Annotated in this window: 28 protein-coding genes; 17 read left to right on the top strand and 11 right to left on the bottom strand. The window is 70.1% G+C overall.

The genetic code is table 11. The features are described from left to right. The first annotated feature begins 94 nt into the window (after nt 1–94). Nucleotides 95–715 carry a DUF2567 domain-containing protein gene (locus tag ACRXBZ_RS10895; RefSeq protein ID WP_433879012.1) on the top strand — a complete coding sequence of 207 codons (621 nt, stop codon included), beginning with the start codon at nt 95–97 and terminating at the stop codon, nt 713–715. 93 nt (nt 716–808) lie between these two features. Here the strand turns inward: ACRXBZ_RS10895 and ACRXBZ_RS10890 are convergent, their stop codons facing one another. The 3 genes from ACRXBZ_RS10890 to ACRXBZ_RS10880 all read right to left on the bottom strand — a co-directional run bounded on the left by ACRXBZ_RS10890 (nt 809) and on the right by ACRXBZ_RS10880 (nt 3,303). Further along, complete coding sequence (locus tag ACRXBZ_RS10890) at nt 809–1,798, bottom strand: DUF8017 domain-containing protein (protein ID WP_433879011.1); 990 nt, start codon at nt 1,796–1,798, stop codon at nt 809–811. A 113-nt stretch (nt 1,799–1,911) separates the two neighbouring features. Then, the gene (locus ACRXBZ_RS10885) at nt 1,912–2,589 is read right to left on the bottom strand and encodes an LON peptidase substrate-binding domain-containing protein (protein WP_168589788.1); all 678 of its coding nucleotides are present in this window, start codon (nt 2,587–2,589) and stop codon (nt 1,912–1,914) included. 63 nt (nt 2,590–2,652) lie between these two features. Then, nucleotides 2,653–3,303, bottom strand: coding sequence for an NUDIX hydrolase (locus ACRXBZ_RS10880; RefSeq protein ID WP_433883844.1), 651 nt, complete (start codon nt 3,301–3,303; stop codon nt 2,653–2,655). 151 nt (nt 3,304–3,454) lie between these two features. Here ACRXBZ_RS10880 and nadA point away from each other — a divergent pair, with 151 nt between their 5' ends. The 3 genes from nadA to nadC are packed head-to-tail and all read left to right on the top strand — an operon-like array spanning nt 3,455 to nt 6,917. Continuing rightward, complete coding sequence (gene nadA, locus ACRXBZ_RS10875) at nt 3,455–4,471, top strand: quinolinate synthase NadA (RefSeq protein ID WP_433879010.1); 1,017 nt, start codon at nt 3,455–3,457, stop codon at nt 4,469–4,471. Further along, on the top strand, nt 4,468–6,072 hold the full coding sequence (locus ACRXBZ_RS10870) for an L-aspartate oxidase (protein WP_433879009.1): 1,605 nt from the start codon (nt 4,468–4,470) through the stop codon (nt 6,070–6,072). The genes nadA and ACRXBZ_RS10870 overlap by 4 nt, the downstream gene beginning before the upstream one ends. Next, nucleotides 6,069–6,917: a carboxylating nicotinate-nucleotide diphosphorylase gene (gene nadC / locus ACRXBZ_RS10865; RefSeq protein WP_433879008.1), complete on the top strand. Its 849-nt coding sequence runs from the start codon at nt 6,069–6,071 to the stop codon at nt 6,915–6,917. The genes ACRXBZ_RS10870 and nadC overlap by 4 nt, the downstream gene beginning before the upstream one ends. Here the strand turns inward: nadC and ACRXBZ_RS10860 are convergent, their stop codons facing one another. The 3 genes from ACRXBZ_RS10860 to ACRXBZ_RS10850 all read right to left on the bottom strand — a co-directional run bounded on the left by ACRXBZ_RS10860 (nt 6,918) and on the right by ACRXBZ_RS10850 (nt 8,688). Further along, the gene (locus ACRXBZ_RS10860) at nt 6,918–7,055 is read right to left on the bottom strand and encodes a hypothetical protein (RefSeq protein ID WP_433879007.1); all 138 of its coding nucleotides are present in this window, start codon (nt 7,053–7,055) and stop codon (nt 6,918–6,920) included. It lies immediately after the preceding gene. Then, nucleotides 7,052–7,627: a Uma2 family endonuclease gene (locus ACRXBZ_RS10855; RefSeq protein WP_433879006.1), complete on the bottom strand. Its 576-nt coding sequence runs from the start codon at nt 7,625–7,627 to the stop codon at nt 7,052–7,054. Before ACRXBZ_RS10855 ends, ACRXBZ_RS10860 begins: the two co-directional genes overlap by 4 nt. Nucleotides 7,628–7,896: 269 nt before the next feature. Continuing rightward, entirely contained in the window at nt 7,897–8,688 is a 792-nt protein-coding gene (locus tag ACRXBZ_RS10850; RefSeq protein ID WP_433879005.1) for a carbon-nitrogen hydrolase family protein, read from the bottom strand. 230 nt (nt 8,689–8,918) lie between these two features. On the opposite strand from ACRXBZ_RS10850, the gene ACRXBZ_RS10845 reads away from it, so the two are divergent. From ACRXBZ_RS10845 to ACRXBZ_RS10815, 7 genes are all read left to right on the top strand, one after another. Continuing rightward, a complete protein-coding gene (locus ACRXBZ_RS10845; RefSeq protein ID WP_433879004.1) occupies nt 8,919–9,545 on the top strand; it encodes a GntR family transcriptional regulator in 627 nt (208 codons plus the stop codon). A gap of 122 nt (nt 9,546–9,667) precedes the next feature. Beyond that, nucleotides 9,668–11,257: an ABC transporter substrate-binding protein gene (locus tag ACRXBZ_RS10840; RefSeq protein ID WP_433879003.1), complete on the top strand. Its 1,590-nt coding sequence runs from the start codon at nt 9,668–9,670 to the stop codon at nt 11,255–11,257. Then, nucleotides 11,254–12,228 carry an ABC transporter permease gene (locus tag ACRXBZ_RS10835; RefSeq protein WP_433879002.1) on the top strand — a complete coding sequence of 325 codons (975 nt, stop codon included), beginning with the start codon at nt 11,254–11,256 and terminating at the stop codon, nt 12,226–12,228. Before ACRXBZ_RS10840 ends, ACRXBZ_RS10835 begins: the two co-directional genes overlap by 4 nt. A gap of 14 nt (nt 12,229–12,242) precedes the next feature. Next, nucleotides 12,243–13,133 carry an ABC transporter permease gene (locus ACRXBZ_RS10830; protein ID WP_433879001.1) on the top strand — a complete coding sequence of 297 codons (891 nt, stop codon included), beginning with the start codon at nt 12,243–12,245 and terminating at the stop codon, nt 13,131–13,133. Next, nucleotides 13,130–14,074 carry an ABC transporter ATP-binding protein gene (locus ACRXBZ_RS10825; protein ID WP_433879000.1) on the top strand — a complete coding sequence of 315 codons (945 nt, stop codon included), beginning with the start codon at nt 13,130–13,132 and terminating at the stop codon, nt 14,072–14,074. Before ACRXBZ_RS10830 ends, ACRXBZ_RS10825 begins: the two co-directional genes overlap by 4 nt. After that, nucleotides 14,068–14,709, top strand: a complete 642-nt coding sequence (locus tag ACRXBZ_RS10820) for an ABC transporter ATP-binding protein (protein ID WP_433878999.1) — start codon at nt 14,068–14,070, stop codon at nt 14,707–14,709. The genes ACRXBZ_RS10825 and ACRXBZ_RS10820 overlap by 7 nt, the downstream gene beginning before the upstream one ends. 67 nt (nt 14,710–14,776) lie before the next feature. After that, nucleotides 14,777–14,935, top strand: a complete 159-nt coding sequence (locus ACRXBZ_RS10815) for a hypothetical protein (RefSeq protein ID WP_433878998.1) — start codon at nt 14,777–14,779, stop codon at nt 14,933–14,935. Nucleotides 14,936–15,051: 116 nt separating this feature from the next. Here the strand turns inward: ACRXBZ_RS10815 and ACRXBZ_RS10810 are convergent, their stop codons facing one another. The 3 genes from ACRXBZ_RS10810 to ACRXBZ_RS10800 form a co-directional block, all read right to left on the bottom strand. Beyond that, entirely contained in the window at nt 15,052–16,344 is a 1,293-nt protein-coding gene (locus ACRXBZ_RS10810; RefSeq protein ID WP_433878997.1) for a hemolysin family protein, read from the bottom strand. Nucleotides 16,345–16,581: 237 nt separating this feature from the next. Beyond that, nucleotides 16,582–17,265 (bottom strand): YqeB family protein, encoded by a 684-nt coding sequence (locus ACRXBZ_RS10805; RefSeq protein WP_433878996.1) that lies wholly within the window; start codon nt 17,263–17,265, stop codon nt 16,582–16,584. Between the two features lie 79 nt (nt 17,266–17,344). Further along, entirely contained in the window at nt 17,345–18,610 is a 1,266-nt protein-coding gene (locus ACRXBZ_RS10800; RefSeq protein WP_433878995.1) for a M14 family metallopeptidase, read from the bottom strand. A gap of 208 nt (nt 18,611–18,818) precedes the next feature. Here ACRXBZ_RS10800 and hisD point away from each other — a divergent pair, with 208 nt between their 5' ends. From hisD to hisB, 3 genes are read left to right on the top strand one after another with little or no spacing between them, the layout of a single operon-like run. Further along, a complete protein-coding gene (hisD, locus tag ACRXBZ_RS10795; RefSeq protein WP_433878994.1) occupies nt 18,819–20,135 on the top strand; it encodes a histidinol dehydrogenase in 1,317 nt (438 codons plus the stop codon). A 28-nt stretch (nt 20,136–20,163) separates the two neighbouring features. Continuing rightward, nucleotides 20,164–21,282 carry a histidinol-phosphate transaminase gene (locus tag ACRXBZ_RS10790; RefSeq protein WP_433878993.1) on the top strand — a complete coding sequence of 373 codons (1,119 nt, stop codon included), beginning with the start codon at nt 20,164–20,166 and terminating at the stop codon, nt 21,280–21,282. Continuing rightward, nucleotides 21,279–21,896: an imidazoleglycerol-phosphate dehydratase HisB gene (hisB, locus tag ACRXBZ_RS10785; protein ID WP_190822400.1), complete on the top strand. Its 618-nt coding sequence runs from the start codon at nt 21,279–21,281 to the stop codon at nt 21,894–21,896. The genes ACRXBZ_RS10790 and hisB overlap by 4 nt, the downstream gene beginning before the upstream one ends. A 59-nt stretch (nt 21,897–21,955) precedes the next feature. Here the strand turns inward: hisB and ACRXBZ_RS10780 are convergent, their stop codons facing one another. Beyond that, a complete protein-coding gene (locus ACRXBZ_RS10780; protein ID WP_433878992.1) occupies nt 21,956–22,168 on the bottom strand; it encodes a hypothetical protein in 213 nt (70 codons plus the stop codon). A gap of 144 nt (nt 22,169–22,312) precedes the next feature. Here ACRXBZ_RS10780 and ACRXBZ_RS10775 point away from each other — a divergent pair, with 144 nt between their 5' ends. The 3 genes from ACRXBZ_RS10775 to ACRXBZ_RS10765 all read left to right on the top strand — a co-directional run bounded on the left by ACRXBZ_RS10775 (nt 22,313) and on the right by ACRXBZ_RS10765 (nt 23,848). Beyond that, on the top strand, nt 22,313–23,179 hold the full coding sequence (locus ACRXBZ_RS10775) for a helix-turn-helix domain-containing protein (RefSeq protein ID WP_433878991.1): 867 nt from the start codon (nt 22,313–22,315) through the stop codon (nt 23,177–23,179). After that, nucleotides 23,179–23,355, top strand: a complete 177-nt coding sequence (locus ACRXBZ_RS10770; RefSeq protein WP_433878990.1) for a DUF397 domain-containing protein — start codon at nt 23,179–23,181, stop codon at nt 23,353–23,355. Before ACRXBZ_RS10775 ends, ACRXBZ_RS10770 begins: the two co-directional genes overlap by 1 nt. Before the next feature lie 67 nt (nt 23,356–23,422). Then, nucleotides 23,423–23,848, top strand: coding sequence for an Imm1 family immunity protein (locus ACRXBZ_RS10765; RefSeq protein ID WP_433878989.1), 426 nt, complete (start codon nt 23,423–23,425; stop codon nt 23,846–23,848). A 134-nt stretch (nt 23,849–23,982) separates the two neighbouring features. Here ACRXBZ_RS10765 and ACRXBZ_RS10760 read toward each other — a convergent pair whose 3' ends face one another. Next, nucleotides 23,983–25,353 (bottom strand): cation:dicarboxylate symporter family transporter, encoded by a 1,371-nt coding sequence (locus tag ACRXBZ_RS10760; RefSeq protein ID WP_433878988.1) that lies wholly within the window; start codon nt 25,351–25,353, stop codon nt 23,983–23,985. Between the last annotated feature and the right edge of the window lie 125 nt (nt 25,354–25,478).

The following is a 25,478-nucleotide window of genomic DNA, read 5'->3' as shown; positions in this document are numbered from 1 at the left end:
TGCGCACCCCGCCCTCGGGTGATGCGGGCACGAGGCGTTGGAGCGCTAGGGTGACGCAGCAGAACGGTCGTGGCAGCCGGTAGGAGGTTGGCGGGTGGCGGACAGCCCGGTGGAGCCCGGCGGCACGCGCGCCGCCCCGGAGCGGATCGAAGCCGCGGCCGGAGCCGAGGCGGAACCGGTGGTTCTGCAGCTGGTCGCGCCGCCGCCCCGCGTGGTGGTCAAGGCCGACCTGCTGCCCGCGGTGAGCTTGGTATCGCTGATCTCGCTGCTGGGCCTGCCGATCGGCTGGGTGTGGTCGCGGCTGGCGCCGCCGCAGGAGAGCGTGCTCGGCCTGCAGGGCAGGCTGACCCCGCTGCTGGTGGAGGGCTACCACGGCTTCGACGCGATCGCGATCTTCGCGCTGCTCGCCTTCGCGGCCGGACTGCTGACGTCCTCGGTGCTGTGGCTGGTGCGCAGGCGGCGCGGCCCGGTGCTGCTCATCGCGGGTGCGCTCGGGTCGGTGGTCGCGTCCTGGCTGGGCGTGCAGCTGGGCGCGTCGTTCGCCGGCGGGCTGTACGCGATGCCGGCGAACCCGCAGCTGGGCGACCTGATCACGGTTGCCCCGGAGGTCGGCACCTTCTGGGTGCTGCTGGTGCAGCCGTTGGCCTTCGCGCTCGGCTACGGCCTCGCCGCCTCCTGGAACGGCCTCGACGACCTGGGCCGCCGCCTCGGATAAGCGTTTCCGCTGGCCAGGTGCCGTGAGCGTTTTCGGGCGCTATGGCACCCAAAATCACTCACGGGCGCTGACCAGTGGAAATGTTCCCGCCGATCACTTCGGGGCGCCGCGGAAGGACTGGGTGATCTGCTTCAGCGTGTCGACCGGAACCGAGTCCGGGACGTTCTGATCGGACGCGGCGATGAAGACCACCGAGCTCTGGCCGTCGTTGTTGGTGGCGAGCACGCTGACCGCGACCGTCGCGGAGTCGCAGGTCTCGGGAGATGGCATCGTGATCTGGGCGGTGATCCGGACGGCAGGAACACCGCCGGTGAGCTGCAGCTGCTCCGGCGGGCCCGGCAGGACCACGGGTGCCTGGCCGGCGCGCGTGTAGGCCACCGCGGCGAACTTCTGCAGCGTTTCGGTGGCCACCGCGGTATCGTCCGGGCCCCTGCGGGCGGTCGCGCCCGAGACCGCCCGGTAGCTGGTCGGAGCGCCGGTGCAGAAGCCCTTCTGGTACTCAGCCACGCCGGTCATCGTCACCGGGTCGTCGGGCGGGCCGAAGCCGTGCACGCCCTCCGGGTTGGAGTCCAGTTTCCAGTTCATCGGCACGTCGTAGACCGCGCCCCGCTTCGGCACCGTCGCCACCTGCCAGCCGGGCACCAGCGGCGTCAGCTGCGGGTTGGCCGCCGTCGGCGGCGCGGCGGACGTCGCGCTGGGGGTCGGCTTGGACGGCGTGCTGGTTACCGCGGGCGGCGGCGGTGCCGCCTGCGATCCGCCGTCGGAGGTGCTGAGCACGACGATCGTGGTGACGATCGCGATCACGGCCACCGAGGCGAGCGCGATCGCCGCGATCATCGGCCCGCGGCTCTTCCCCGGCGGGGTCGGCGCGGGCTGCGCCGGGTAGCCGCTGACCATGCCGGGATAGGGCTGCTGCTGGGACAGCGGTGGCGGTGGTGGCGACTGCGGCGGCTGCTGGGGCTGGGAGAACGTGCCGAAACCCTGGTACTGCATGCCGGGCTGGGACCCCGATGCGCCGGGCTGCCTGGTGTTCGGATCGTAGTGCCCGAACTCGTTGGAGCCCCAATTACCAGGTGACGACATGCGGAGATCCTATCGATGCCGCAAGACAGCCCAGCGCCACGTCTTTCGCCTTCGAAGCGGCGCAGCCGCACGCAGCTCGCACCGCGCGTGGGACCAGCCGTGCATCGTCCCGCTCAGTTCACGCTGGTGTGCTGGGCGAAATCCGTCAGGGGCGCCGGAACCGCGCGAAGTTCGCGGAGGAACTCGGTTTCCCGCAGCAGCAGCCGCCGGATGTTGCGCAGCCGTTCCAGGGGGTCGGTTTCTTCGAGCAGCTTCTGCCGGTCCTCCACGGTCAGCACGCAATCGTCGGCCAGCAGGTACGAAAGCGTCGCGGCGTCGGTGTCCTCGGCCGGGGCTTCGCGCTGCCCGCCGCGCAATCCGGTGTCGTGGTAGCGCTGGTACGCCGCGCGGGCGGCGGTCGTCAGGTGCTCGCGGCGCGCCGGCGAGTCGTTCTCCGGGGCGGTGTCCGGCAGCCATTCGATGTCGGCCATCAGGTACGGCGCCGCGCTCCGGTCGATCTGCAGCAGCCGGAACCGGCGCTCCCCGTTGGCGCTGACGTCATACCGCCCGCCGGGCAGCTGCCGAACCTGGTCCAGCAGCGCGGAGCAGCCGACGTCGTACATCGAATCAACGTTGTCCTCGCCGGTTTCCCAGCCCTGCCGGATGGCGACCACGCCGAACCGGCGGTGCGGCAGGTCCTCGCCGACGAGATCGGTGACCAGCTGCCGGTAGCGCGGCTCGAAGATGTGCAAGGGCAGGTGGCTGCCCGGCAGCAGGGCGGAACCGAGCGGGAAGAGCGGCAGCACGTTCATCACGCCCCAAACCTACGTCGCGAATGCCCCGGAAGCAGCGTTCAAGGAATGGATGCACTCCCTTCAGCTCGGGGGCCGGAACACTGCGAATGGGTCGGTGACCTGCAGATCCCGGGAGGTGAACTGGAACAGCGCGGGAGGGCGGCCGCCGGCCGGACCCGCGGGCACCGTGCGGCCGGTGGGTTCTAGCACGCCGCGCCGGGACAGCACGCGCTGCAGGTTGGTCGCCGCGACCTGGTAGCCGAGCGCGGCGGAGTAGATCCGGCGCAGCTCCGAGACGGTGAACTCGGCGGGGGCCAGCGCGAAACCGATGTTCGTGTAGGACAGCTTGGCGCGCAGCCGGTCCCGCGCGGCCAGCACGATCAGCTCGTGGTCGAAGGCGGTCGGCGGCAGCGCGTCGACCGGATGCCACGCCGTGTCGGCGGGGATCTCGGGGTCGATGTCGGAGGGCACCAGCCCGAGGAAGGCGGTGGCGACGACGCGGCGGCCGGGCACCCGGCCCGGGCTGCTGAACACCGAGAGCTGCTCGACGTGGGTCAGCTTGTGCACGTCGACCTTCTCGGCCAGCTGCCGCCGGATCGATGTCTCCACGTCCTCGGTGGCGGCCAGCCGCCCGCCGGGCAGTGACCAGCGGTGCACGTCTGGTTCCTGTGCGCGTTGCCAGAGCAGCACCTGCAGTCGGTCGTCGCGTACCTGGAGGACGCCGGCGAGCACTTCGTGACGAGCGTCGCCCTTGTCCGCACAGCTCGCGGTGTTAGGATGTGTCACGTTTTCGATTCTAAGGCGAAAACCTCGGGGAGCTTGATCCGGGGTGCTAGCGGAGCTTCCGGGCGGGTTCTCCCGGAGGTCCGGCGAGGAGGACGACATGGCCGCGACTGCAACCTGGGAGCGGACCGACGCCGGTTACACCGGGGTGGCACCCACCGCCGAATGGGCGCGCGAGGTACGTAAGCTGGCCGACGAACGGGACGCCGTGCTGCTGGCGCACAACTACCAGCTTCCGGAGATCCAGGACGTCGCCGACCACACCGGCGATTCGCTGGCGCTGAGCCGCATCGCGGCGAACAGCTCCGCCGGCACGATCGTCTTCTGCGGCGTGCACTTCATGGCCGAGACGGCGAAGATCCTCGGCCCGGACAAGACGGTGCTCATCCCGGACGCGCGGGCGGGATGTTCGCTGGCCGACTCGATCAGCGCCGACCAGCTGCGGGCCTGGAAGGCCGAGCACCCGGGCGCCGTCGTGGTGTCCTACGTGAACACCACCGCCGACGTGAAGGCGGAGACGGACATCTGCTGCACCTCGTCGAACGCGGTGGACGTGGTCCGCTCCATCCCGGCGGACCGCGAGGTGCTGTTCTGCCCGGACCAGTTCCTGGGTGCGCACGTCAGGCGCGAGACCGGCCGGGAGAACCTGCACATCTGGGCCGGGGAATGCCACGTGCACGCCGGGATCAACGGGACCGAGCTCGCCGAGCGGGCGGCGGCCAGCCCGGACGCCGACCTGTTCATCCACCCCGAGTGCGGGTGCGCGACCTCGGCCCTCTACCTGGCCGGTGAGGGCACCGTCGCCAAGGAACGGGTGAAGATCCTGTCCACCGGCGACATGCTGACCGCGGCGAAGGAGACCGGCGCCCGCTCGGTGCTGGTGGCCACCGAGGTCGGCATGCTGCACCAGTTGCGCCGCGCCGCACCCGAGATCGACTTCCGGGCGGTCAACGACCGCGCGTCCTGCCGCTACATGAAGATGATCACCCCGGCGGCCCTGCTGCGCTGCCTGCGCGAAGGCGCCGACGAGGTGCACGTGCCGAAGGACGTCGCCGACCGGGCGCGGGCCTCGGTCGAGCGGATGATCGCCATCGGCAAGCCCGGAGGCGGCGAATGAGCTGGGAAGCAGGTGCGGACTTACTCGTCGTCGGCACCGGCGTCGCCGGCCTGACGGCGGCGCTGCGGGCCCGCGAGCTGGGCCTGCGGGTGCTGGTGGTCAGCAAGGACAGCGCGTCGGCGGGCAACACGAGTTGGGCGCAGGGCGGTATCGCCGTGGTCCGGCCGGACGAGCTCGACCCGGGCGACAGCCTGCGCAAACACGTCGAGGACACGCTGACCGCCGGCGCCGGACTGTGCTCGCGCCCGGCCGTGCGGGACATCCTCGCCGACGGTGCCGAGGCGATCGCGCGGCTGCGCGCGGCGGGTGCCCGCTTCGACCTGCGCGCGGACGGTGAGCTGGCGCGGACCCGCGAGGGTGGGCACAGCGCGTTCCGCGTGATCCACTCCGGCGGCGACGCGACCGGTGCAGAGGTGCAGCGCGCGTTGTCCGAAGCCGTGCGCGGCGGCGGGATTCCGGTGCTGGAGCAGCATTGCGTCGTCGAGCTGCTGCGCGGCGACAGCGGCGCCGTCGTCGGGGCACTGGCGATGGACTCCGAGAGCAGGCCGGGCGTGCTGCACGCCCCGGCGGTGCTGCTGGCCACCGGCGGCCTCGGCCAGCTCTATTCCGCCACCACGAACCCCGAAGTGTCCACTGCGGACGGTATCGCGCTCGCGCTGCGGTCCGGTGCGTCCGTCGCGGACCTGGAGTTCGTGCAGTTCCACCCGACGGTGCTCTACACACCGGGTGCGCCGCGAGGGCGGCGGCCGCTGATCACCGAGGCGGTGCGCGGGGAAGGCGCGGTGCTCGTCGACGTGCACGGGCGGCGCGTGATGGAGGGGGAGCACCCGCTGGCCGACCTCGCCCCGCGCGATGTCGTGTCCGCGGCGATCAACAAGCGGGCCGCCGAAACCGGCGCGGAGCACGTGTTCCTCGACGCGACGAGCATCGGTCCGGGGTTCGTCGAGCGGTTCCCGACGGTGTACGCGGCGTGCCAGGCGGCCGGCATCGACCCGGTCCGCGAGCCGATCCCGGTGGCCAGCGCGGCGCACTACTCGTGCGGCGGCGTGGTGTCCAGTGTGGATGGTCGAACGACCGTGACCGGGCTCTACGCCGCCGGTGAGGTCGCGTGCACCGGGCTGCACGGCGCAAACCGGCTGGCGTCCAACAGCCTCCTGGAAGGCCTCGTGGCCGGCGGGCGCGCGGCCGAGGCGGTGGCCAAGGACCTGTGCTGCGGGCTGCTGAACCGCAAGGCCCCCGGTGCGGCGGTGCAACCGGCGATGGCGGTGGTCGACCGGGACCTGCTGCAGCGCACGATGAGCCGCTACGCCGGCATCGGGCGCGACGACGAGGGGCTCGCGGAAGCGACCCGGATCCTGGACCGGGCGGCCATCGTCCGTCCACTTCGGACTCGACAGGCGGTCGAGGACTCGTCGCTGGCGCTGGCCGCGCAGGCGCTGCTGGCGGCGGCCAGGCAACGCGCCGAGTCGCGCGGCTGCCACCGCCGAACGGATTTCCCGGACACCGACGATCTGCGTTGGCGGCGCAGTACGGTGCTCCGGCTGGACGCCTCGGGGTGCCTCATCCACACCGCGGCCGGGATTGCGAGGACAGCGGCATGAGCATCGATCTGGAGAAGGCCCGCGAGGTCGTCCGCACGGGGCTGGCCGAGGACCTGCGCTACGGGCCGGACGCGACGACCGAGGCGACGGTCCCGGTCGGCGCGATAGCCGAGGCCGGATTCAACACCCGCCGGGCCGGGGTGGTCGCGGGCCTGCCGCTGGTGCGCCTCGTGCTCGACGAGGTGCTGGGCGCGGGCGCCTACGCCGTGCTCTCCGAACGTTCCGACGGTGATGTGCTGGCGCCCGGCGACTGCGTGCTGCGGGTGAAAGCCCCGGTCCGCGGCCTGCTCACGGCGGAACGCACGGCGCTGAACCTGCTGTGCCACCTGTCGGGCATCGCGACCGCGACGGCGGCGTGGGTCGAGGCGGTCGCGGGCACGGGCTGCCGGATCAGGGACAGCCGCAAGACGCTGCCCGGCCTGCGGGAGCTGCAGAAGTACGCGGTCCGCTGCGGCGGCGGGGTCAACCACCGGATGGGCCTCGGCGACGCGGTGCTGATCAAGGACAACCACGTCGTGGCGGCTGGCTCGGCGGTGGCGGCGGTGCGGGCCTGCCGCGAGCACGCGCCGGACCTGCCGATGGAGGTCGAGGTGTCCACGCTGGACGAACTCGATGAGGTGCTGGCGGAGGACGTGGAGCTGGTCCTGCTGGACAACTTCACCCCGCAGCAGTGCGCGGAAGCGGTCCGCCGGGTCCGGGAGACGTCGCCGGCCACGGAACTCGAAGCATCGGGAGGCCTGACCCTCGACGTGGCCCGCGCCTACGCGGAAACGGGAGTCCAGTACCTGGCGGTAGGAGGCCTGACCCACTCCTCCCCGGCCCTCGACCTCGGCCTGGACATGTAGTCACTCGGTAGCGAAGACCTCGCTGAACAGGTCCGCGTCCCACTGCTCGACGAGTGCCCGATGAGTGCGGTGCCACTCATTGTGCTCAAGGCCGCGCCGAAGCGTGTCGGCCCCACCCAGCGCGTCGTGCCCGGTCACAGCAGCGATTCGAAGTCGATGCGCAACTCGACGGGGTCAGACACCGCCAGCTTGTCGGTGTCGACCCCGGAGGGTGCGTAAGTCCGGGTCGTGGGATCGAGGCGGTAGCGGAACGCAGTCAAACGCCGGTCGTCTTGGCGGTCGCTTTCGATACGCCAGAAGTGTTCGATGCCCGCAGCGGCGTACTCGGCGGGCTTGTCGGTCTGGTCGGCGGTGACCGAGCCCGGTGACATCACCTCGACGACCAGCAGGCAGTGCTGGGGACGCAGGTCGGCGTCCTCCGGCAAGGCGGAGTCGTACACGACGACGTCTGGTCTGCGGTTGAGTAGCGGCACGTCCCGCAGTCGCAGATCGACATCCGTGGCAACGGTGAGCTCGGGTCCAACGGCGAGCTCAAGTTCGTTCGCGAGACGCCGTGCGATGATCTGATGCGAGCGGCGGGGGGCAGGAGTCACGACGATGGCTCCATCGACAATCTCGATGCGGCGGCACACTTCTTCGGGCAGCGCCTCGTACTCCGCGGCGCTCAGCCCCTCCGGTGGTAGCGCCATCCAGTCAGGAAGTGCGGTCATTGTCGAGCCCCTCTCCCTACGGGTACTGGACCAGCGTAGCTGTAGCGCCTCGTCGCCGGGGACCTCGCGCGACGATTCCTTCACCTGGAGTTACGTAATGCTACCAACGGTGTTCGTACTGTGGATGACTGGGATGATTTGGTCATGGCTGGAGCTGATTGGGGTGAGGTACTGGTGAGCACTGTGCAGGCCGAGCGGGTTCTGCCTGCCGCGCGAGTCGGCAGCCGAGCGAGTCGGCAGCAGGCGCCCTTCGCCTCGGGACGATCGCGTCAGAAGCGGCGGTTTGCGAGGACCGGGACCGCTTGGCGGGCCTGGTCGACCGCCGCCGGGTCGATGTCGACGACCCGGACCTCGGGGGCGTCGGCGAGCTGGGCGTGCACCTGGCCAAGCGGGGTGGCGACGAGGCTGTAGCCGATGCCCGTCGGGGCCTTGCCGCTCGGCTCCCGGCCGATGCTGCGCGGGTCGGCCTGGCCGCAGGCCACCACCCACGACGTCGAGTCCAGCGCGCGGGCGCGCACCAGCAGCTCCCACTGCTCGCGCTTGCCCTCGCCGGAACCCCAGGACGCCGAGGTGACGATCACCGACGCGCCCTGGTCGGCGAGCGTCGTGAACAGGCCGGGGAACCGCACGTCGTAGCAGGTCGTCAGGCCGATCTTGGTGCCGTCGAGGTCCACCACCACCGGCTGCGCGCCCGGCGCGACGGTGTTCGACTCGGCGAAGCCGAAGGCGTCGAACAGGTGGATCTTGTCGTAGGAGGTGTCCAGGCCGCGGCCGGTGATCAGCAGCGTGTTTGTCACCCGGCCGTCCTCGGTGGGCGTGAACATGCCCGCCACGACCGCGATGCCGGCTTCCTCGGCAAACCGCCGCACCTCGGTGGCCCACGGCCCGTCCAGGGGCTCGGCCAGCGGCCCGAGCCTGGTCCCGAAGCAGGCCATCGTCGCCTCCGGGAACACCGCGAGGTCGGCACCCGCCTCGGCGGCCTTCCGGACGCCGTCGGCCACGAGTTCCAGGTTTGCCTTGGGGTCCGGGCCGGACACGATCTGGCACAAAGCGATCCGCATAACCACAACCATCCTTCCAGGGACTTTTTCCAAACTCGTTTTGCGTGGCGGTGCATGTGGCGGTGCATGTGGCGGAACCTCAGACGCCCCCTGAGAATCCGCGGCGGTGCGAGTGGCGACGCCAAACGGCTGCGCCGCTTCGAAGGCAACGAACACCTTCCAGCGGTCACCCGTTACTATTTTTGTATACCAGCGATATGCACCGGCTAGATTCACACAGGGGGTCTTCGTTGCCGTCGGGACGAGAACTGGCTTACGACCATCTCAAGGACACGGTGCTCAGCAACCCCGCGATGCAGGGGCAGTTCGTCAACGAACAGGCGCTGGCCGACGAGATCGGGGTGTCCCGAACGCCGATCCGCGAGGCCCTGCTGCTGCTCGCCGCCGAGGAACTGGTGCAGCTGGTGCCCAAGCGCGGCGCCTACATCGCCCCGGTCGGCGGCCGGGAGATCCGCGAGCTCTTCGAGATACGCGCGATGATCGAGTGCTACGCCGCCCGCCGCGCCATCGAGCTGGACGCGGTGCCGGTGGAGCAGATGCGCGCCGAACTGGCGGCCCAGCGCGAGCTCAGCGGCGACGACCAGGCCCGCGCGTTCATCGACCGCGACCACCGGTTCCACGCCACGCTGGTGTGCGCGGTCGGCAACGACATGCTCAGCAAGACCTACGACGCGTTGCGGGCACGCCAGATCCGCGCGGGCATCGTCGCGCTGTTCAGCAGCGGCGGGCGGCGCAAGGCGGTGCTCGTCGAGCACGAGGCGATCGTGGCCGCGCTCGCCGCGGGAGACGCGGAGGCCGCGGCTGCGGCAATCACCGAGCACCTGTCCGCGACGCAGCAGGTCCTGCTGGCGGGCTGAGGCCGAGCTGCTCAGGGTCCGTGAGCGTTTTCGGGGGTCCTGGCACCCGAAAACGCTCACGGGGGCGCGAGCAAGATCTCAACTTATTGAGAAAAACTTGCAATAGCACCTATTGTTCAGGAGTGCTGAAACGTCGTGCTTTGTTCGTCGCTGTGCCGGTCGCCCTGGGCCTGCTCGGGGCGGGGTGCGCCGCGCCGACCGCGCCGGGCACCGGTGACCCCCGGTCGATGCTGCTCGCCGACGGCTACGAGCCGGATAGCCTGAACCCGCTGCTGGGCTACGGCGTGGAGGGGGCCGCGAAGTTCTACGACGGCCTGCTGGCCTTCGACGGCCAGTCCGCGTTGCGCCCCGCGCTGGCCGGCGAGGCACCGCAATCCACCCCCGACGCCAAGACCTGGACGGTCAAGCTCCGCGACGGCGTCCGCTTCCACGACGGCACGCCCTTCGACGCCGAAGACGTCGTCGCCACCTACCAGGCAGCGATCGACCCCGCCTACGCCTCGACGGTGTCCTCGGACTTCGACATGCTCGCCGACGTCCGCGCGCTCGACCCGCACACCGTGCGGTTCGACCTCAAGATCCCCTACGCCGCCTGGCCGTCGAGACTGGTGCTCGGCATCATGCCGAACGAGCAGCTCGCCGAGCCGAAGTCGCAGGAGAGCTCCCCGCTCAACACCAAGCCGGTCGGCACCGGGCCCTACAAGCTCGTCGAATGGCGTCAGGGCGACCAGATGACCTGGGAGGCCAACCCCGGCTACTGGGCCGGTGCGCCCGCCGTCGGCAAGGTCACCGTCGTCTTCGCCAAGGACGACAACACCCGCGCCCAGCGCCTGGCCTCCGCCGAGTTCGACGGCACCGTGCTGCCGCCGGTGCTGGCCGAGAGCGTCGGCCGCGACGGCTACCGGACGGTGCACCACCGCACCGCCGACTTCCGCAGCATCGCGTTGCCCAACACGCACCCGGTCGCCGGCGACCGAGCCGTGCGGCTCGCGCTGAATCTCGCAGTCAACCGCCAGGGCATGATCCAGGGCTTGCTGGGCGGGCACGGAAAGCCCGCCTACGCGCCGATCCCGGAGTCGATGGGTGCCAACTTCGAGCCCACGGCCCGCTTCGACTTCGATCCCGAGCGCGCCAAGAAGCTGCTCGACGAGGCCGGTTGGCGGGTCGGCGGCGACGGCATCCGGGAGCGGGGCGGCGTCCGCGCCCAGTTCACCGTGATGTATTTCGCCGACGACAGCCTCCGCAAGGACCTCGCCCGCGCGTTCGCCTCCGACGCCAAGGCGGTCGGCATCCAGGTCGAGCTCGCCGGGGTGGACCGCTCGGCCGTGCCCGCTCGGCTGGCAACCGACGGGATCGTGCTCGGCGGCGGCAACACCATCGATCCCGACCCGCAGGTCTACACCAGCCTGCACTCCTCGGTCATCGGCACCGGCACCTACAACAACCCGGGCCAGTACCGCAACGCCAAGGTGGACGCCGCGCTCGACGACGGCCGGCAGGAGGTCGACCAGGCGAAGCGGGCGGAGTTCTACAAGCAGGCACAGCGCGCCTACGTCGCCGACCCGGGCCTGGTGTACCTGGCGTTCATCGACCACAGCTACGTGATGCGCGACGGCAAGTGGTCCGGCTACCAGCCACCGGTCGAGCCGCACGTGCACGGGACCACCTGGGGCCCGTGGTGGAACGTCGAGACCTGGAAACCGCAGGCATGAGCCGCGCGATCGGCCGGTTGGTGCTGCGGCGAATCGGGTTCGTGGTACCGGTGCTGGTGGTCGTGGCGTTCGGGGTGTTCGTGCTGGCCGCGGCGTCCCCGTTCGACCCGGTCCACCAGTACTACGGTGTGGAGCTCTTCGGGGCGTCTGCGGCCGACGTCGCGCAGGTGCGGGCCCGGCTGGGGCTCGACGACCCCGTGCTGGTGCAGTTCTGGCACTGGGCGACCGGCGTGTTCGGCGGCGACCTCGGGGTGTCGCGGTCGTTCCGGCAGCCGGTCGTGCAGGTCGTCGCGCAACGGCTGCCGTGGACGCTCCTGCTGACCGCGACCGGGCTCGCGCTGGCCGTGGTGATCGCCCTGGTGCTGGGCACCGTCGCGGCCTGGCGGCAGGGCGGCTGGATCGACCGGTTCGTCACCGCCATCGGCCACGCGCTGGAGGGCGTGCCGCCGTTCGTGCTGGCGCTGCTGTCGATCGCGGTGTTCTCGCTGGGGCTCGGCTGGCTGCCGGTGGCGGGCCTGACCGACGCGGGCGCTCCGGTGTCGTTCGGGCAGGTCGCCGAGCACCTGGCACTGCCCGCGCTGGTGCTGGGCATCTCCCAGTCGCCGTGGCTGGTGCTGCACGTCCGGCAGTCGATGCTGACGTCGCTGTCCGAGGACCACGTGACCGGGGCGCGGGCGCGCGGCCTCGCGGAGAGCGCCGTCGTGCTGCGGCACGCGCTGCCGACCGCGCTGCTGCCGTTCGTCACGCTGATCGGCGCGCGGGTTCCGGAACTGGTCACCGGAGCCGTGCTGGTCGAGGAGGTCTTCTCCTGGCCGGGCCTGGCCGCCGCCGTCGTCACCGCCGCGACGGCGGTCGACTACCCGCTACTGGCGATCCTGACGCTCGTGGCCACCGCGGCGGTGCTGATCGGCTCGCTGTTCGCCGACATCGCGGCGATCGTGCTAGACCCGAGGGTGGCGACCGATGGCTGAAGAAGATACGCAACATGATTGAGACATCCAACGAGTCCACATCGGTCGGACCGTGGCGATTCGCCGGCCGCAAGCGCGCCGGGGTGTCGCGGACCCGGGCGCGGTTGTGGGTGTCGCTGGGCGGCCTCGCGGTCCTCGTGCTGGCGGCGATCGCGGTGCCCACGCTGTTCGGCAGCGAATCGGTGCGCTACGACTCGATTCGGCTCGCGCCGAGCCCGGCGCACCCGTTCGGCACCGACTCCGGCGGCCGGGACCTGTTCGTGCAGTCCCTCGCCGGGCTGCGGATCTCCTTACTAGTGGCCGGTTTCAGCGCGGTGGTGTCCACTGTGCTCGGTTCGCTGGTGGGCGCCGTCGCGGGCGGCGTCGGCGGCTGGCCGGACCGGCTGCTGATGCGGCTGGTCGACACCATCAACTCGGTGCCGCACCTGCTGCTGGGCATCGTGATCGTCGCGCTGTACCGGGGCAGCCTGGTCGCGGTGATCCTGTCCATCGCCCTCACGCATTGGACGACCGTGGCACGCATCGTGCGCTCGGAGGTCCTGTCGCTGCGCCAGCGGCCCTACATCGACGCGGCGATCGCGGGCGGTTCGTCGCGGTCGCGGGTCCTGCTGCGGCACCTGCTGCCCGCGATCGTGCCGCAGGCGGCGCTCTCGGCGGTGCTGCTCGTGCCGCACGCGGTGTGGCACGAGACCGCGCTGAGCTTCCTCGGCCTCGGCCTGCCGCCGCACCTGGCCAGCATCGGCAACATCCTCGGCGACGGCCGGGAAGCGGTGCTGCTCGGCGCCTGGTGGATCGTGCTTTTCCCGTCGGTGCTGCTGGTGGCGACGACGCTGGCGGTGTCCGGACTGGCCGCGACCTGGCGCGATCGGGTCTTGCCGCGACGGCGATCGGAGTTGGCGCTGTGAGCGAACCGCTGCTCGAACTGGACCGGCTCTCGGTGCGCTTCCTGCTGGGGCGAGGCGCCGAAGTTCGGGCGGTGACCGACGCGACGCTGCAACTGCGGCCGGGCAGGGTACTCGCGCTCGTCGGGGAGTCCGGCTGCGGCAAGTCGGTGCTGGCCTCGGCGCTGCTGGGGCTGCTGCCCGGGAACGCGCAGGTTCGCGGCGAAGCCGTGCTGCGCGGCGGCATCGAGCTGCTGTCGGCGCCGGAGCCGGTGCTGTCCGGGCAGGTCCGTGGCCGGCTCGTCGGCCTGGTTCCGCAGTCCGCGAGCACCCACCTGACCCCGGTGCGGACCGCGCGCAGCCAGCTCGTCGAGGCGATCCGGGCGCTGGGCGGCGCCGCCGGGCCGGACGAACTCGCCGAACGCGTCGGGCTCGCTCCGGCCGACCTCGACCGCTATCCGCACGAGCTTTCCGGCGGGATGGCTCAGCGGGTCGCGGTGGCGCTAGCGCTGGCCGGCAACCCGCGGATCATCCTCGCCGACGAGCCGACCACCGGGCTGGACCGGCCGCTGGTCCATCGCACCGTCGACCTGCTCGCCGAAGCCGCCACCGACGACCGCGCGGTGTTGCTGATCACCCACGACCTGGCCGCCGCCCGCCGGGTGGCCACCGACATCGCGGTGATGTACGCCAGCCGCATCGTCGAGGCCGGGCCCGCCGAGCAGGTGCTTGCCGACCCCTGGCACCCGTACACCGCGAGGCTGCTCGCGGCGTTGCCCGACGGCGGTTTCCGGCCGATCCCCGGCCACCCGCCGGCCCTCACCGAACTGGCCCGCATCGAACAGGAATGGGGTTGCGTGTTCTGCCAACGCTGCCCGGACGTGCCCGGATTCGGGCCGTGCACGGGAGATCCGGAACTGCTCGACCTCGGCGACCGGTGGGTCGCCGCGCACCCGCCGTGCTGAGCGCGACCGGCCTGGTCGCCGGCTACCGGCGCGGCGAACCGGTGCTCGACGGGGTCGACCTGGACGTCCCGGGCGGTTCCGTGGTCGGGCTGGCCGGGCCGAGCGGGTGCGGGAAGTCCACATTGGCCAGGGTGATCGGGCTGCTGCATGAGCCGTGGTCCGGGCAGGTGTCGCTCGACGGCAAGCCGGTCAGCGGCTTCCGGCACGCGACGCCGCGGGAGCAGCGCAAGGCGATCGGCATCGTCTTCCAGCAGCCGCGGCCCGCCGTCGACCCGCGCTTCACGCTCCGCGAGATCGTCGCCGAACCGCTGCGGGCCACCGGAGCCGCCGGCGACGTCGACGAGCTGGCCGACGAGGTGGGGCTGACCGCGGAGCTGTTGTCGCGGCGGCCGCACGAGGTCAGCGACGGGCAACTGCAACGGGCCTGCCTGGCGCGGGCATTGGCGTTGTGGCCGGGCTACCTGATCTGCGACGAGATGACCGCGATGCTGGACGCGTCCACCACGGCGGCGCTGGTGCAGGTCGTGGACCGGCGGGTGAACGAGCACGGCACGGGGGTGCTCGCGATCAGCCACGACGAGGACCTGCTGCGGCATTGGGCGGTGCACGTGGTTCGCCTCGGCGGGTCGATATGACATGGTGGGGCCGAAACGCGGTCGCGGGGGACCGCTCGGTACTGACGACGGACCCGAGGAGTCGACGTTGAGCGAGGGCGAAGGCACCACCTTCATGCAGTGGCGGGAGCGGGCCCAGACCGAGGTTCGCGACGACCGGCCCAAGATGCGGGCGATCATGATCACTGCGGCGGTCGTGGTGCTCGTCGGAATCATCGTGGGATCCGTGATCCTGCTGCTGTCCTGACCTGCTGCTGTCCTGACGCGGTCGTCCGCAATTTCAATGGAAATCGAATGTCCGATTTCCATGTCCGATTTCCATTGAAATTGCGGAAGTTATCCACAGTCGAAACCCGGGTTGGGTCACTCCTGGGCAGCGAGCTTGGTGACCAGCAGGCGGGACACGCGGTGGCCGTCCATCGCGCGGACCGTGAAGCGGTGGCCCAGGGCCTCCAGCGAATCGCCCTCGGCCGGGACGCGCCCGAGCCGGCTGACCACGAACCCGGCCACCGTGTCGTAGGGACCGTCGGGCAGTGCGATCCCGGTCTGCTGCTCGAACTCGGCGCGGTGCAGCAGCCCGTCGGTCTCGAAGCTGCCGTTGCCCTTGGGGCGCACCGGGGCCGTGCTCGGGTCGTACTCGTCCCAGATCTCGCCGACGACCTCCTCCACCAGGTCCTCGACGGTGACGATGCCCGCGGTCCCGCCGTACTCGTCGACCACCACCGCCAGGTGCCCGCCCCGCCGCCGCATCTGCGACAGCGCCGCCAGCACCGGCTTGCTCGCCGGCAGCGCCGTCACCGGACGGGTCAGGTCGCCGACTGTGCGCGCCTCCTCGCGGCCGTCGTGCATCGTGGCGAGCAGGTCTCGGACGTGGATGAAACCGACGATGTCGTCGGCGGTGTCCCGGATGACCGGGTACCGCGAGTGAGGCTTGCCGGCCACCTCGGCGATCGCCTCGGATAGCGGCATGGTGCGGTCCAGGAAATCGACCTCGGTGCGCGGCACCATGACCTCGCCGAGCACTCGGTCGGTGGCCCGGAACGCATCGCTGAGCAACCGCCGCTCCTCAATGGTCAGCTGCTCGTTGGTGCGCACCATGTCCCGCAGCTCTTCCTCGCTGACCTTGTCCTCGTCGGCGCGCGGATCGATGCCGAGCAACCGGACCACCGCGTTGGTGGACTTCGACAGCAACCAGATCAACGGCCGCGACAGCGTCGCCACCCGGTCCAGCACCCCGGCGGTGACCATCGCGACGCCCTCGGACTTCTGCAGCGCCAGCCGCTTGGGGGCGAGCTCGCCGAGCACCAGCGACAGGTACGACACGAACAGCGTCACCAGCACCAGGGCCACCGACGCGGCCACGCCGATCGGCAGGCCCCAGCCGGCCAACACCGGCTCCAGGCGCACCGCGATCGTCGCGCCGCCGTAGCTGGAGGCGAAGAACCCGGCGAAGGTGACGCCGATCTGCACCGCCGACAGGAACCGGTTGGAGTCGGCGCGCAGCTTGGCCACCCGCGCGCCGCGGCGGTCGCGTTCGGCGAGCTTGCGGACCTGGCTCTCGCGCAGCGACACCAGCGCGATCTCCGCGGCGGCGAAGTAGCCGCCGAGCAGCACGAACAGCAGCACCAGCGCGATGTTCCAAGCGACACCGTCCATCTTCCGATTGTTCCATTCCCGGCGTTCGCGAGCCCTCCACGCGGCCCTCCGGAGACGGTTTCCGCGATCTCGCTGCGGTCGCTCGGACGAACGGCCATGACGGGCACGATCAGGCGAAAGGAGATCACATGGCCGTCGAAGGCGTCAGCAAGGTCGTCGTCGGCGGTGCGGGACCAGCAGCGCGCGAAGGCTCGTGAGTGCGAATTCCGGTTCTTACCGGAAGAGGCACTCACGAGCTCAGTCGGTGGTTCGCCAGAACTGACGCTTCTTCACGTCGCGCACGAGGATTCCGTGCTTGACCAGTTCGGTGCGCAGCAGCGCCGCTTCCTTCCCGTCGCGCTTGCGCAGCGCGCGTTCGCGGGCCGCCATCAGCGAGTTGATCCGCAGCGACAGCTCCGGCGTGTCCTCGACCCACAGGCTGTAAGAGCCGGTGAACGGGTCCTTGTCCCGCCACGGGTAGCCGTGGTCGGTGAAGGCCCTGCGCAGCGCAAACCTGTCCAAATCGGACGGTTGCCGGATGTGCTCGCCGCCGGATTCGTCCAGCACCACGAGGTTCTTGCCATCGACGTACACGTAACCGATCCCGGCGCGCGCAATGTGCTGCTGCGACCGCCCGACGGTCAGCACCACCTGCTCCGGTTCGACGGTGACAGTCAGCCGCTCCTGCGCCATCAGCCCGGCGAAGCCGAGCCCGAGGATCGCGCCGATGGCGATGGCGCCTACCGAGCCCCACGGGTCGGGCACCGACGCGGCGAGCTGGAACACGCCCTGAAACGGCGCCCACGGCAACCCGGCGACCCAGGCGGACGCCAGCCGCAACAACCAGACGACCAGCGCTCCCAACAACGGGCAGACGATCCACGAACCGTGCCGGACCAGGCGGTGCTCGGTGACGGTCGTCGCGGCGGGTTCTGCAGCCATTCCGCCATTATCGCCACCGGCCGAGCGCTGGGGCCGCTGGTGCGGCAGCGGTTGATGCCCCGTTCTCCCTCCTGCCGGATCAGGCTCCTGCCTCGCGGAGCAGGATGTCCACCGCGGCGTCGTTGCGCGCGGTCTCCTTCTCGATGACGTCGTCGGGCGGGTAGAAGCCGTCGATGCCGTCGCCGTTGGCCGGATACATCTCGAAGGTGTAGGCCAGGATCTTGTGCTGGCCCCACATCCAGTCCAGGCTGTCGCCGTCGGTGACGTAGAGGTCGCTGGACTGCTGCGGGGTGTAGCCGTTGGTCTTGGCCATCTCGCCGCCGACCCGCGCGAACCGGTCGTACTCCTCCTGTGTCATGCCCTCGGTGACGTCGTCACTGGTGTGCCCGAAGGGCCACAGCACGAGCTCGGAGTAGGTGTGGAAGTCGATCGCGGCCTTGATCTGCTGCGCGCCGCCGACCACCCGCGAGTCGATGAAGTGGCGCATCGCCGCGGTCTCCGACGCCGACCACGCGGCCGGGCCCCGGTAGGTCTCGCCGTTCGGGTCGTCGTCGGAGCCGCCGCAGCAGCCCCACTTGTAACCCCAGTTGCGATTGAGGTCGGTGCCGGCGTCCTGCCGGTTCTTGCGCCACCCCTGGAACTCGCCGGACTCCACGTCGTAGGACGAGCCGTCCGGGTTGACCACCGGGATGATCCAGACCTCCCGGTTGTCGACCGCGTCCTTGATCCCCTGGTCGCCGGCGTAGCCATCGGTGAGCCGGTTGGCGATGTGCAGGCACATCTCGGTGGTCAGGTGTTCGCGGGCGTGCTGGTTGCAGTCGAACAGCACCTCGGGCTCGTCCTCGTCCTGCCCGACGTTGTCGCTGATCTTCAGCACCGGGATGTCGCGGCCCTCGAAGGACTTGCCGATGCTGGACTTCGCCGCGATGTCCGGGTGGTCCTTCACCACGGCGTCGAGCTCGGCGTTCATCTCGTCGAGGTTGTGGTAGCCCTCGTACCCGGGCGGGAAGTCGCCCGGTACCCGCTGCGCCGGGTTGATCCGCTTGAGCGCGTCGGCGACCTTGGTCTCGGCGTTGAGCACGAACCCGGCGGCGCGCAACTGCTCGGCCTGCGCCGGGGTGGCCTCCACGGTGGCCACCGCGCCGGACACCGCGATGACCTGGGCGCCGGTGCGGTTGATCTCGGTTCGCGTCTTGCTGTCGGTGTTGGGAACGCGGTAGGTGGCCAAGTCCCGGGCGGCGGTCGCTCCGGTCGGCTCCGCGGACACGCCGGCCTGGATAGGGCCCAGCAGGACCAGGCACGCTGCGGTCGCCACGGTCACTGCCTTGCGCCGTGAGCTGAACATCGGGTCTCCGATCGATCACTGGTAGTGATGTTGGCAGGTTCTAGGAGTCGCCCGATGTTGGCAAGCCACTGGCGAACAATGGCCGCATGTTGACATTTTCCCACTCAGGCCCTCGTCGTCCGGGGTGACCTGCGACCGGGTTCGAGGACGGCCGCGTCCCGCGGCGATTACCCTGGTCGTGTAGCCCCCGGGTATTGGAAGGACGCACATGCTCACCCGTACCGACCTGCGCGGTCGCGTTCCGTCCACCGTCGAGCTGCGCGCGACGCTGCCGCGCGCCGAGATGGACGTCGAGCACGTGCTGCATCGGGTCCGGCCGGTGATCGAGTCGATCCGCGACCGCGGGGTGGAAGCCGTCCTCGAATTCACCGAGAAGTTTGATTCCGTCCGACCGGAACGGGTGAGGGTGGCGGCCGCCGAGCTGAGGCGGGCCCTCGACGATCTCGACCCGGCGGTGCGCGCGGCCCTGGAGGAGTCGATCGCCCGCGCCCGCAGGGTGCACGACGACCAGCGGCGCACCGACACGACGACGCAGGTCGTGCCCGGAGGCACGGTCACCGAGCGCTGGGTGCCGGTCGCCCGCGTCGGCCTGTACGCGCCGGGCGGGCTGGCGGTCTACCCGTCCAGCGTGGTGATGAACGTGGTCCCGGCGCAGGCCGCCGGGGTGGAGTCGCTGGTGGTGTGCAGCCCGCCGCAGGCGGAGTTCGGCGGCCTGCCGCACCCGACGATCCTGGCCGCCGCGCAGCTGCTCGGCGTCGAGGAGGTCTGGGCGGTCGGCGGCGCGCAGGCGGTGGCGCTGCTCGCCTACGGCGGGCACGACACCGACGGCGCCGAGCTGACGCCGGTGGACATGGTGACCGGGCCGGGCAACGTCTACGTGACCGCCGCCAAGCGGCACCTGCGCAGCCTGATCGGCATCGACTCGGAGGCCGGGCCGACGGAGATCGCGGTGCTGGCCGACGAGACGGCCGACGCGGCGCACGTGGCCGCCGACCTGATCAGCCAGGCTGAGCACGACACCCTCGCGGCGAGCGTGCTGGTGACCACCTCGGTCGAGCTGGCCGACGCGGTCGACGCCGAGCTGGAGCGCCAGGTGGCGCAGACCAAGCACGTCGAGCGGATCAGCACCGCGCTGGCCGGTGAGCAGTCCGGCTGCATCTTGGTGTCCACTGTGGAGGACGGCCTCCGGGTGGTGGACGCATACGCCGGCGAGCACTTGGAGATCCAGACCGCGAACGCCGAAGCGGTGGCCGCGCGGGTGCGCAACGCGGGCGCGATCTTCGTCGGCCCGTACGCGCCGGTGTCGCTGGGCGACTACTGCGCGGGCTCCAACCACGTGCTGCCCACCGGTGGCTGCGCGCGGCACTCGTCCGGCCTGAGCGTGCAGAGCTTCCTGCGCGGCATCCACGTGATCTCCTACAGCGAGCAGGCGCTCCGTGACGTCGCGGACCAGGTGGTGGCGCTGGCCAACGCCGAGGACCTGCCCGCGCACGGTCAGGCGGTCACCGCCCGCTTCTCCCGCTGAGCGCCCGGAACAACCGAAGGTAGAACCCATGAGTGACGTGCTCGGCGCCGACACGACGCTGGCCGACCTGCCGCTTCGGGACGATCTGCGCGGCCGCAGCCCCTACGGCGCGCCGCAGCTGGACGTCTCGGTTCGGCTCAACACCAACGAGAACCCCTACCCGCCGCCGCAGGAACTCGTCGACGACGTGACCGCCGCGGTGCAGGAAGCCGCCACGGCGCTGCACCGCTACCCGGACCGCGATGCCACGGCGCTGCGCGCCGACCTCGCCGCGTACCTGACCGAGGCCACCGGCGTGCAGCTGGCGACCGGGAACCTGTGGGCGGCCAACGGTTCCAACGAGGTCCTGCAGCAGATCCTGCAGGCCTTCGGCGGGCCCGGCCGCACCGCGCTCGGCTTCGTTCCGTCGTACTCGATGCACCCGATCCTGTCGGCGGGCACCCGCACCGACTGGCTGCCCGCGCCGCGCCGCGACGACTTCAGCCTGGACGGCGCGCAGGCTGCCCGCATCGTCGCGGAGAAGCGGCCCAGCGTGGTGTTCGTGACCAGCCCGAACAACCCCACCGGGCAGTCGGTGTCGCAGGACGACCTGCGCGCGATCCTGGACGTCGCCCCCGGCGTGGTCGTGGTGGACGAGGCGTACGCCGAGTTCTCCGCCCGGCCCAGCGCGATCGACCTGATCCGGCAGTACCCGGCGAAGGTGATCGTCAGCCGCACGATGAGCAAGGCGTTCGCGTTCGCCGGCGGTCGGCTCGGCTACCTGGCGGCGGCCCCGGCCGTGATCGACGCCCTGCTGCTGGTGCGCCTGCCGTACCACCTGTCGGTGGTCACCCAGGCCGCCGCGCGGGCGGCCCTGCGGCACGCCGAGGCCACCCTCGGTTCGGTGCGGGCGCTGGTCGACGAGCGCGAGCGGGTCGTGGAAGCGTTGCGGGAGCAGGGTTTCTCGCCGGTGCTCAGCGACGCCAACTTCGTCCTCTTCGGACGGTTCGCGGACGCGCACCGCGCGTGGCAGCGCTACCTGGACGCCGACGTGCTGATCCGCGACGTCGGGATCCCCGGCCACCTGCGGGTCACCATCGGCACGCCGGAGGAGAACGACGCCTTCCTGGCGGCGAGCAAGGTCGTGAGCGAGGAGATCAGCAAGTGACATTCCAGCCCGGGACCCGGGTCGGCCGGGTCGAACGCACCACCAAGGAATCCTCGGTGCTGGTCGAACTCGACCTCGACGGCACGGGGCAGGTCGACATCGACACCACGGTGCCGTTCTACGACCACATGCTCACCGCGCTGGGCACCCACGCGGCCTTCGACCTGAAGGTGAAATCGACCGGCGACATCCACATCGACGCGCACCACACGGTGGAGGACACCGCGATCGTGCTCGGCCAGGCGCTGCGCCAGGCGCTCGGCGACAAGAAGGGCATCCGCCGCTTCGGCGACGCCTGGATCCCGATGGACGAGACACTCGCGCACGCGGCGGTGGACGTCTCGGGCCGCTCGTACTGCGTGATGACGGGCGAACCGGAGCAGTTCAACAGCTTCACGATCGGCGGCAACTACCCGTTCGTCCTGAACCGCCACGTGTTCGAGTCGCTGGCGTTCCACTCCCAGATCAACCTGCACACCAGGGTGATCCACGGCCGCGACCCGCACCACATCGCGGAAGCCCAGTACAAGGCGATCGCCCGAGCCCTGCGGGCGGCGGTGGAACCCGACCCCCGCTTCGCCGGCGTGGTCCCGTCCACGAAGGGCGCCCTGTAGGAGGTCGTGAGTGCGTAACCGGGCCGGAGCCCGGTTACGCACTCACGACCCGACCCCCCTCAAACCGGTCGGGTAACCAGATCCCGGTTGACGGCGTCGACTGCGTCGCTGAGCGTGGCGAAGCCGCGGCGGGTGCAGCTGAGCACGAGCTCGTCGTTGCCGCGGAAGATCAGGTTCACCTCGTCGACGCCCTCGTCGTATTCGTGCGTGACCTCGACGTTCTCCGAGGTCCAGGCCAGCGTGGCGGTCTCAACTCCTTGCCCTCGGTACACAGCCGACTCCCCTCCGGGCACAAGACCCGAACTAGATAAGGTTCAGTGGACGGAAACCTCAAGTCTCTTATGAGGCTTTACTGAAGATTAAGGGTCATTGTGACCTTTTGCATTGCCCGAAGTGGGTGATCATCGGGAGGGCGTGTGGCAGCCGGACGGCAAACCGTAGAACGTCGTCAACTTGGCCTGATGCTCCGCCGTCTACGCGATCGCGCGGGCAAGACTCAGCAGCAGGCTGCCCGCGCCATCGGCCGGGACACGGCCCGGATCAGCCAGGTCGAGACGGCCAAAGGTTCCTTCGGCGCCGACGAGCTGACGGCCTTGCTGGACTTCTACGGTGTCGACGAGGCGGAACGCCAGACTGTCCTTGAACTCGGTGTGCAGACGAGGAAACGCCAACGCGGCCGGACATACACGGACCAGCTGCCGCATTCCTTTGAACGCCTCGCAGACCTCCAGGCGGATGCCAAGTCGATCGGCTTCTACGAATCCAGCATCGTGCCCGGCTTGGCGCAGTCGCCCGACTACGTGCGGGCAGTGATCGCAACAGGTGACGGAGTCTGGTGGGAGTCGTCTCAAGACGAGGTTGCGAATCGCGTTGCCTTCCGCACGGAGTTGCAGCGGCGTGTCCTGGAAGCCAGCGAACCCAAGGACATCTCCTTCGTCATTGCCGAAGGTGCTCTTGACGAGATCATCGGTGGTATCTCCGTGCTGCGTGGGCAAATTCTGCATCTCCTCCAGCTCGGTGAGCGCCCCAACGTTGCGGTGCAAGTGCTGCCGAAGACGGTGCAGGACAACCCGCTTGCTGGTGGTGGGCTCATTACGCTTGACTTCGACGACTCAGCGCCACGGATCGCTTTCGTTCCGGTGCTCTATGGGCCATCGACATACCACGATCAAGAGGCGGACACTGAGCCCATGTTCCGTGCCTACGACCGCGCTCAAGGACTCGCGCTGGACCAGGCGGCAACCAGGGCATTGCTTATCGAGAAGCTGAAGGACGTGCAGTGATGGGCTACGACACCGGTTGGTTCAAGAGCACTCGGAGCGCCGCCGCCAGCGACGCATGTGTCGAGGTGCGGATCACAGACTTATCTGTGGCGGTACGGGATTCGAAGGTCCCGGAGGCTGGCCACATCACGGTCAGCCACGCCGCTTGGCGTGCATTCCTGAACCGGCTCCGCTGAACCGGCTCCTCGGCTGCGGCAGACGGAACGTCCGGGGCAGGCTGTACCGAGGTGAGGAAGGCAAGCGATGACGATCGACGCTCGGTGGTCGGTGTTCAGCGACGACGGCTCGGAGCGAGGGGAGAACATGCTCGTCGCCGACGAATCCGCGCTGCCCCGGCTAGTCGACCGGCTCGCCGACCCGGCGGCCGACCTCGCGCGGCTCATCCACCGCGAGCGGCCGCTCTGGGACGAACAGCAAGGTTTTTTCGACCATGACGTGTACGCCACCGTGGTCGAGGGCTTCGGCTACCTGTCGTATCAGGACAGGGATCATGACAAGGCGTATCCCGTGGGCGAAGCGGAGTCGCCCGGGTGCGAGTTCGAAGACGACGACTTTCCGCCTGGGGCCGGGCTCCCCTTGGACACATTCACGGCTGCGCTCACCGAGTGGCTACAGACTCGGGAGCGGCCGACGAACGTGCAGTGGCGTGAGTTCGATTTGGATGCGTGAACGCGGCCTCGCGCGGACCGGCCGCGTCGAGAACGGCGCACCGGGCCTCACCGGCTGACCCCGCCGGTCAGGTGCCGTGCGTGTTTTCGGGTGCTACAGCACCCGAAAACACGCACGGCACCTTCTGCTTGGCGTCAGCTCTTCGTTGCCGCCGCGACCTTTTCGGGTTCTTCGTCGGCCGGGGTGGCGCCGCCGTGGCCATCGTCGACGAAGGACTGCTCGTTGAACGGGCTCTCGCCCGTGAACACCTGCTTCATCTGGTCGCGGTCGATCTCCTTGGTCCACGCGCCGATGAGGACGGTCGCGACCGCGTTGCCCGCGAAGTTGGTCAGCGCCCGCGCTTCGGACATGAACCGGTCGATGCCCACGATCAGGCCGACGCCGTCCAGCAGTTCCGGCCGGTGCGACTGCAGCCCGCCGGCCAGGGTGGCCAGCCCGGCGCCGCTGACGCCCGCCGCGCCCTTCGAGGCGATCATCATGAACAGCAGCAGCCCGACCTGCTCGCCCAGCGCCAGCGGGTCACCCAGCGCGCTCGCGATGAACAGCGACGCCATGGTCAGGTAGATCATGGTGCCGTCCAGGTTGAACGAGTAGCCGGTCGGCACCGTGATGCCCACCACCGGCTTGCTCACCCCGAGGTGCTCCATCTTCGCGATCAGCCGCGGCAGCGCCGCCTCCGACGACGAGGTGGACACGATCAGCAGGAACTCGCGTCCCAGGTAGCGCAGCAGCGAGAAGATGTTGACCCGCGCGAACATCCACAGGACCGGGCCCAGCACCAGGAACACAAACAGCAGGCAGGTCGTGTAGAAGCCCAGCATGATCACGGCCAGGCCCTTGAGCGCCTGCACCCCGGTCGCACCGACGACCGCGGCGATCGCACCGAACGCGCCGACCGGCGCCGCCCACATGACCATCGCCAGCATCTTGAACACCAGCCGCTGGATGTGCTCGATGCCGCGCAGGACCGGTGCGCCCTTGTCGCCCAGCGCCTGCAGCGCGAAACCGGCCAGCAACGCGACCAGCAGCGTCTGCAGCACCTGTCCCTCGGTCAACGAGGAAACGAGGGTGTGCGGGATGATCCCGAGCAGGAAGTCGGTGGTGCTCTCGGCGCCGTCACCGGCCTGCTGGGCACCCTGGCCACGCAGCGAGTCGGTGATGTGCAGGCCCTCACCGGGGTGCAGCACGTTGCCGACCAGCAGGCCGATGACCAGCGCCACCACGGACATGACCATGAAGTAGGCCAGCGCGAGGCCGCCGACCTTCCCGACCTTGGCGGCCTTCCGCACGCCGCCCACGCCGAGCACGATGGTGCAGAAGATGACCGGCGAGATCATCATCTTGATCAGGTTGACGAACCCGGTACCCAGCGGCTTGAGGGCCTTGCCGAGGTCGGGCGCGAGGAAGCCAACGGCGATCCCTGCCACGACTGCGGCGATCACCGCGATGTACAGGTAATGCGTTCGATCCCGACGGTGTGTCTGCGCAGCGTCTTTGCTTGCCACTGTTGCACTCCTACTGGGATACCGGGTCACTCGTACCAGCCGTGTCCCAGGTCACGGTCCGGCCGGATGAGACTATCTGCGCCAGGTATCGTCTGCGTCACGCTTCTGTTCATTGTGTTCACCTA

This window comes from Saccharopolyspora hattusasensis, assembly GCF_050972075.1.
Taxonomy (GTDB): Bacteria; Actinomycetota; Actinomycetes; order Mycobacteriales; family Pseudonocardiaceae; genus Saccharopolyspora; species Saccharopolyspora hattusasensis.
Note: the sequence above shows the minus strand (reverse complement) of the source record. Positions and strands in the feature narration are given on the sequence as shown.

Bases quoted from the DNA above. Each gene is read 5' to 3' on its own strand.
- ACRXBZ_RS10890 (WP_433879011.1), bottom strand. From the start codon at position 1,798: ATGTCGTCACCTGGTAATTGGGGCTCCAACGAGTTCGGGCACTACGAT.
- ACRXBZ_RS10885 (WP_168589788.1), bottom strand. From the start codon at position 2,589: ATGAACGTGCTGCCGCTCTTCCCGCTCGGTTCCGCCCTGCTGCCGGGC.
- nadA (WP_433879010.1), top strand. From the start codon at position 3,455: ATGGCCGCGACTGCAACCTGGGAGCGGACCGACGCCGGTTACACCGGG.
- ACRXBZ_RS10870 (WP_433879009.1), top strand. From the start codon at position 4,468: ATGAGCTGGGAAGCAGGTGCGGACTTACTCGTCGTCGGCACCGGCGTC.
- nadC (WP_433879008.1), top strand. From the start codon at position 6,069: ATGAGCATCGATCTGGAGAAGGCCCGCGAGGTCGTCCGCACGGGGCTG.
- ACRXBZ_RS10855 (WP_433879006.1), bottom strand. From the start codon at position 7,627: ATGACCGCACTTCCTGACTGGATGGCGCTACCACCGGAGGGGCTGAGC.
- ACRXBZ_RS10850 (WP_433879005.1), bottom strand. From the start codon at position 8,688: ATGCGGATCGCTTTGTGCCAGATCGTGTCCGGCCCGGACCCCAAGGCA.
- ACRXBZ_RS10835 (WP_433879002.1), top strand. From the start codon at position 11,254: ATGAGCCGCGCGATCGGCCGGTTGGTGCTGCGGCGAATCGGGTTCGTG.
- ACRXBZ_RS10830 (WP_433879001.1), top strand. From the start codon at position 12,243: ATGATTGAGACATCCAACGAGTCCACATCGGTCGGACCGTGGCGATTC.
- ACRXBZ_RS10810 (WP_433878997.1), bottom strand. From the start codon at position 16,344: ATGGACGGTGTCGCTTGGAACATCGCGCTGGTGCTGCTGTTCGTGCTG.
- ACRXBZ_RS10805 (WP_433878996.1), bottom strand. From the start codon at position 17,265: ATGGCTGCAGAACCCGCCGCGACGACCGTCACCGAGCACCGCCTGGTC.
- ACRXBZ_RS10800 (WP_433878995.1), bottom strand. From the start codon at position 18,610: ATGTTCAGCTCACGGCGCAAGGCAGTGACCGTGGCGACCGCAGCGTGC.
- hisD (WP_433878994.1), top strand. From the start codon at position 18,819: ATGCTCACCCGTACCGACCTGCGCGGTCGCGTTCCGTCCACCGTCGAG.
- ACRXBZ_RS10790 (WP_433878993.1), top strand. From the start codon at position 20,164: ATGAGTGACGTGCTCGGCGCCGACACGACGCTGGCCGACCTGCCGCTT.
- ACRXBZ_RS10770 (WP_433878990.1), top strand. From the start codon at position 23,179: ATGGGCTACGACACCGGTTGGTTCAAGAGCACTCGGAGCGCCGCCGCC.
- ACRXBZ_RS10765 (WP_433878989.1), top strand. From the start codon at position 23,423: ATGACGATCGACGCTCGGTGGTCGGTGTTCAGCGACGACGGCTCGGAG.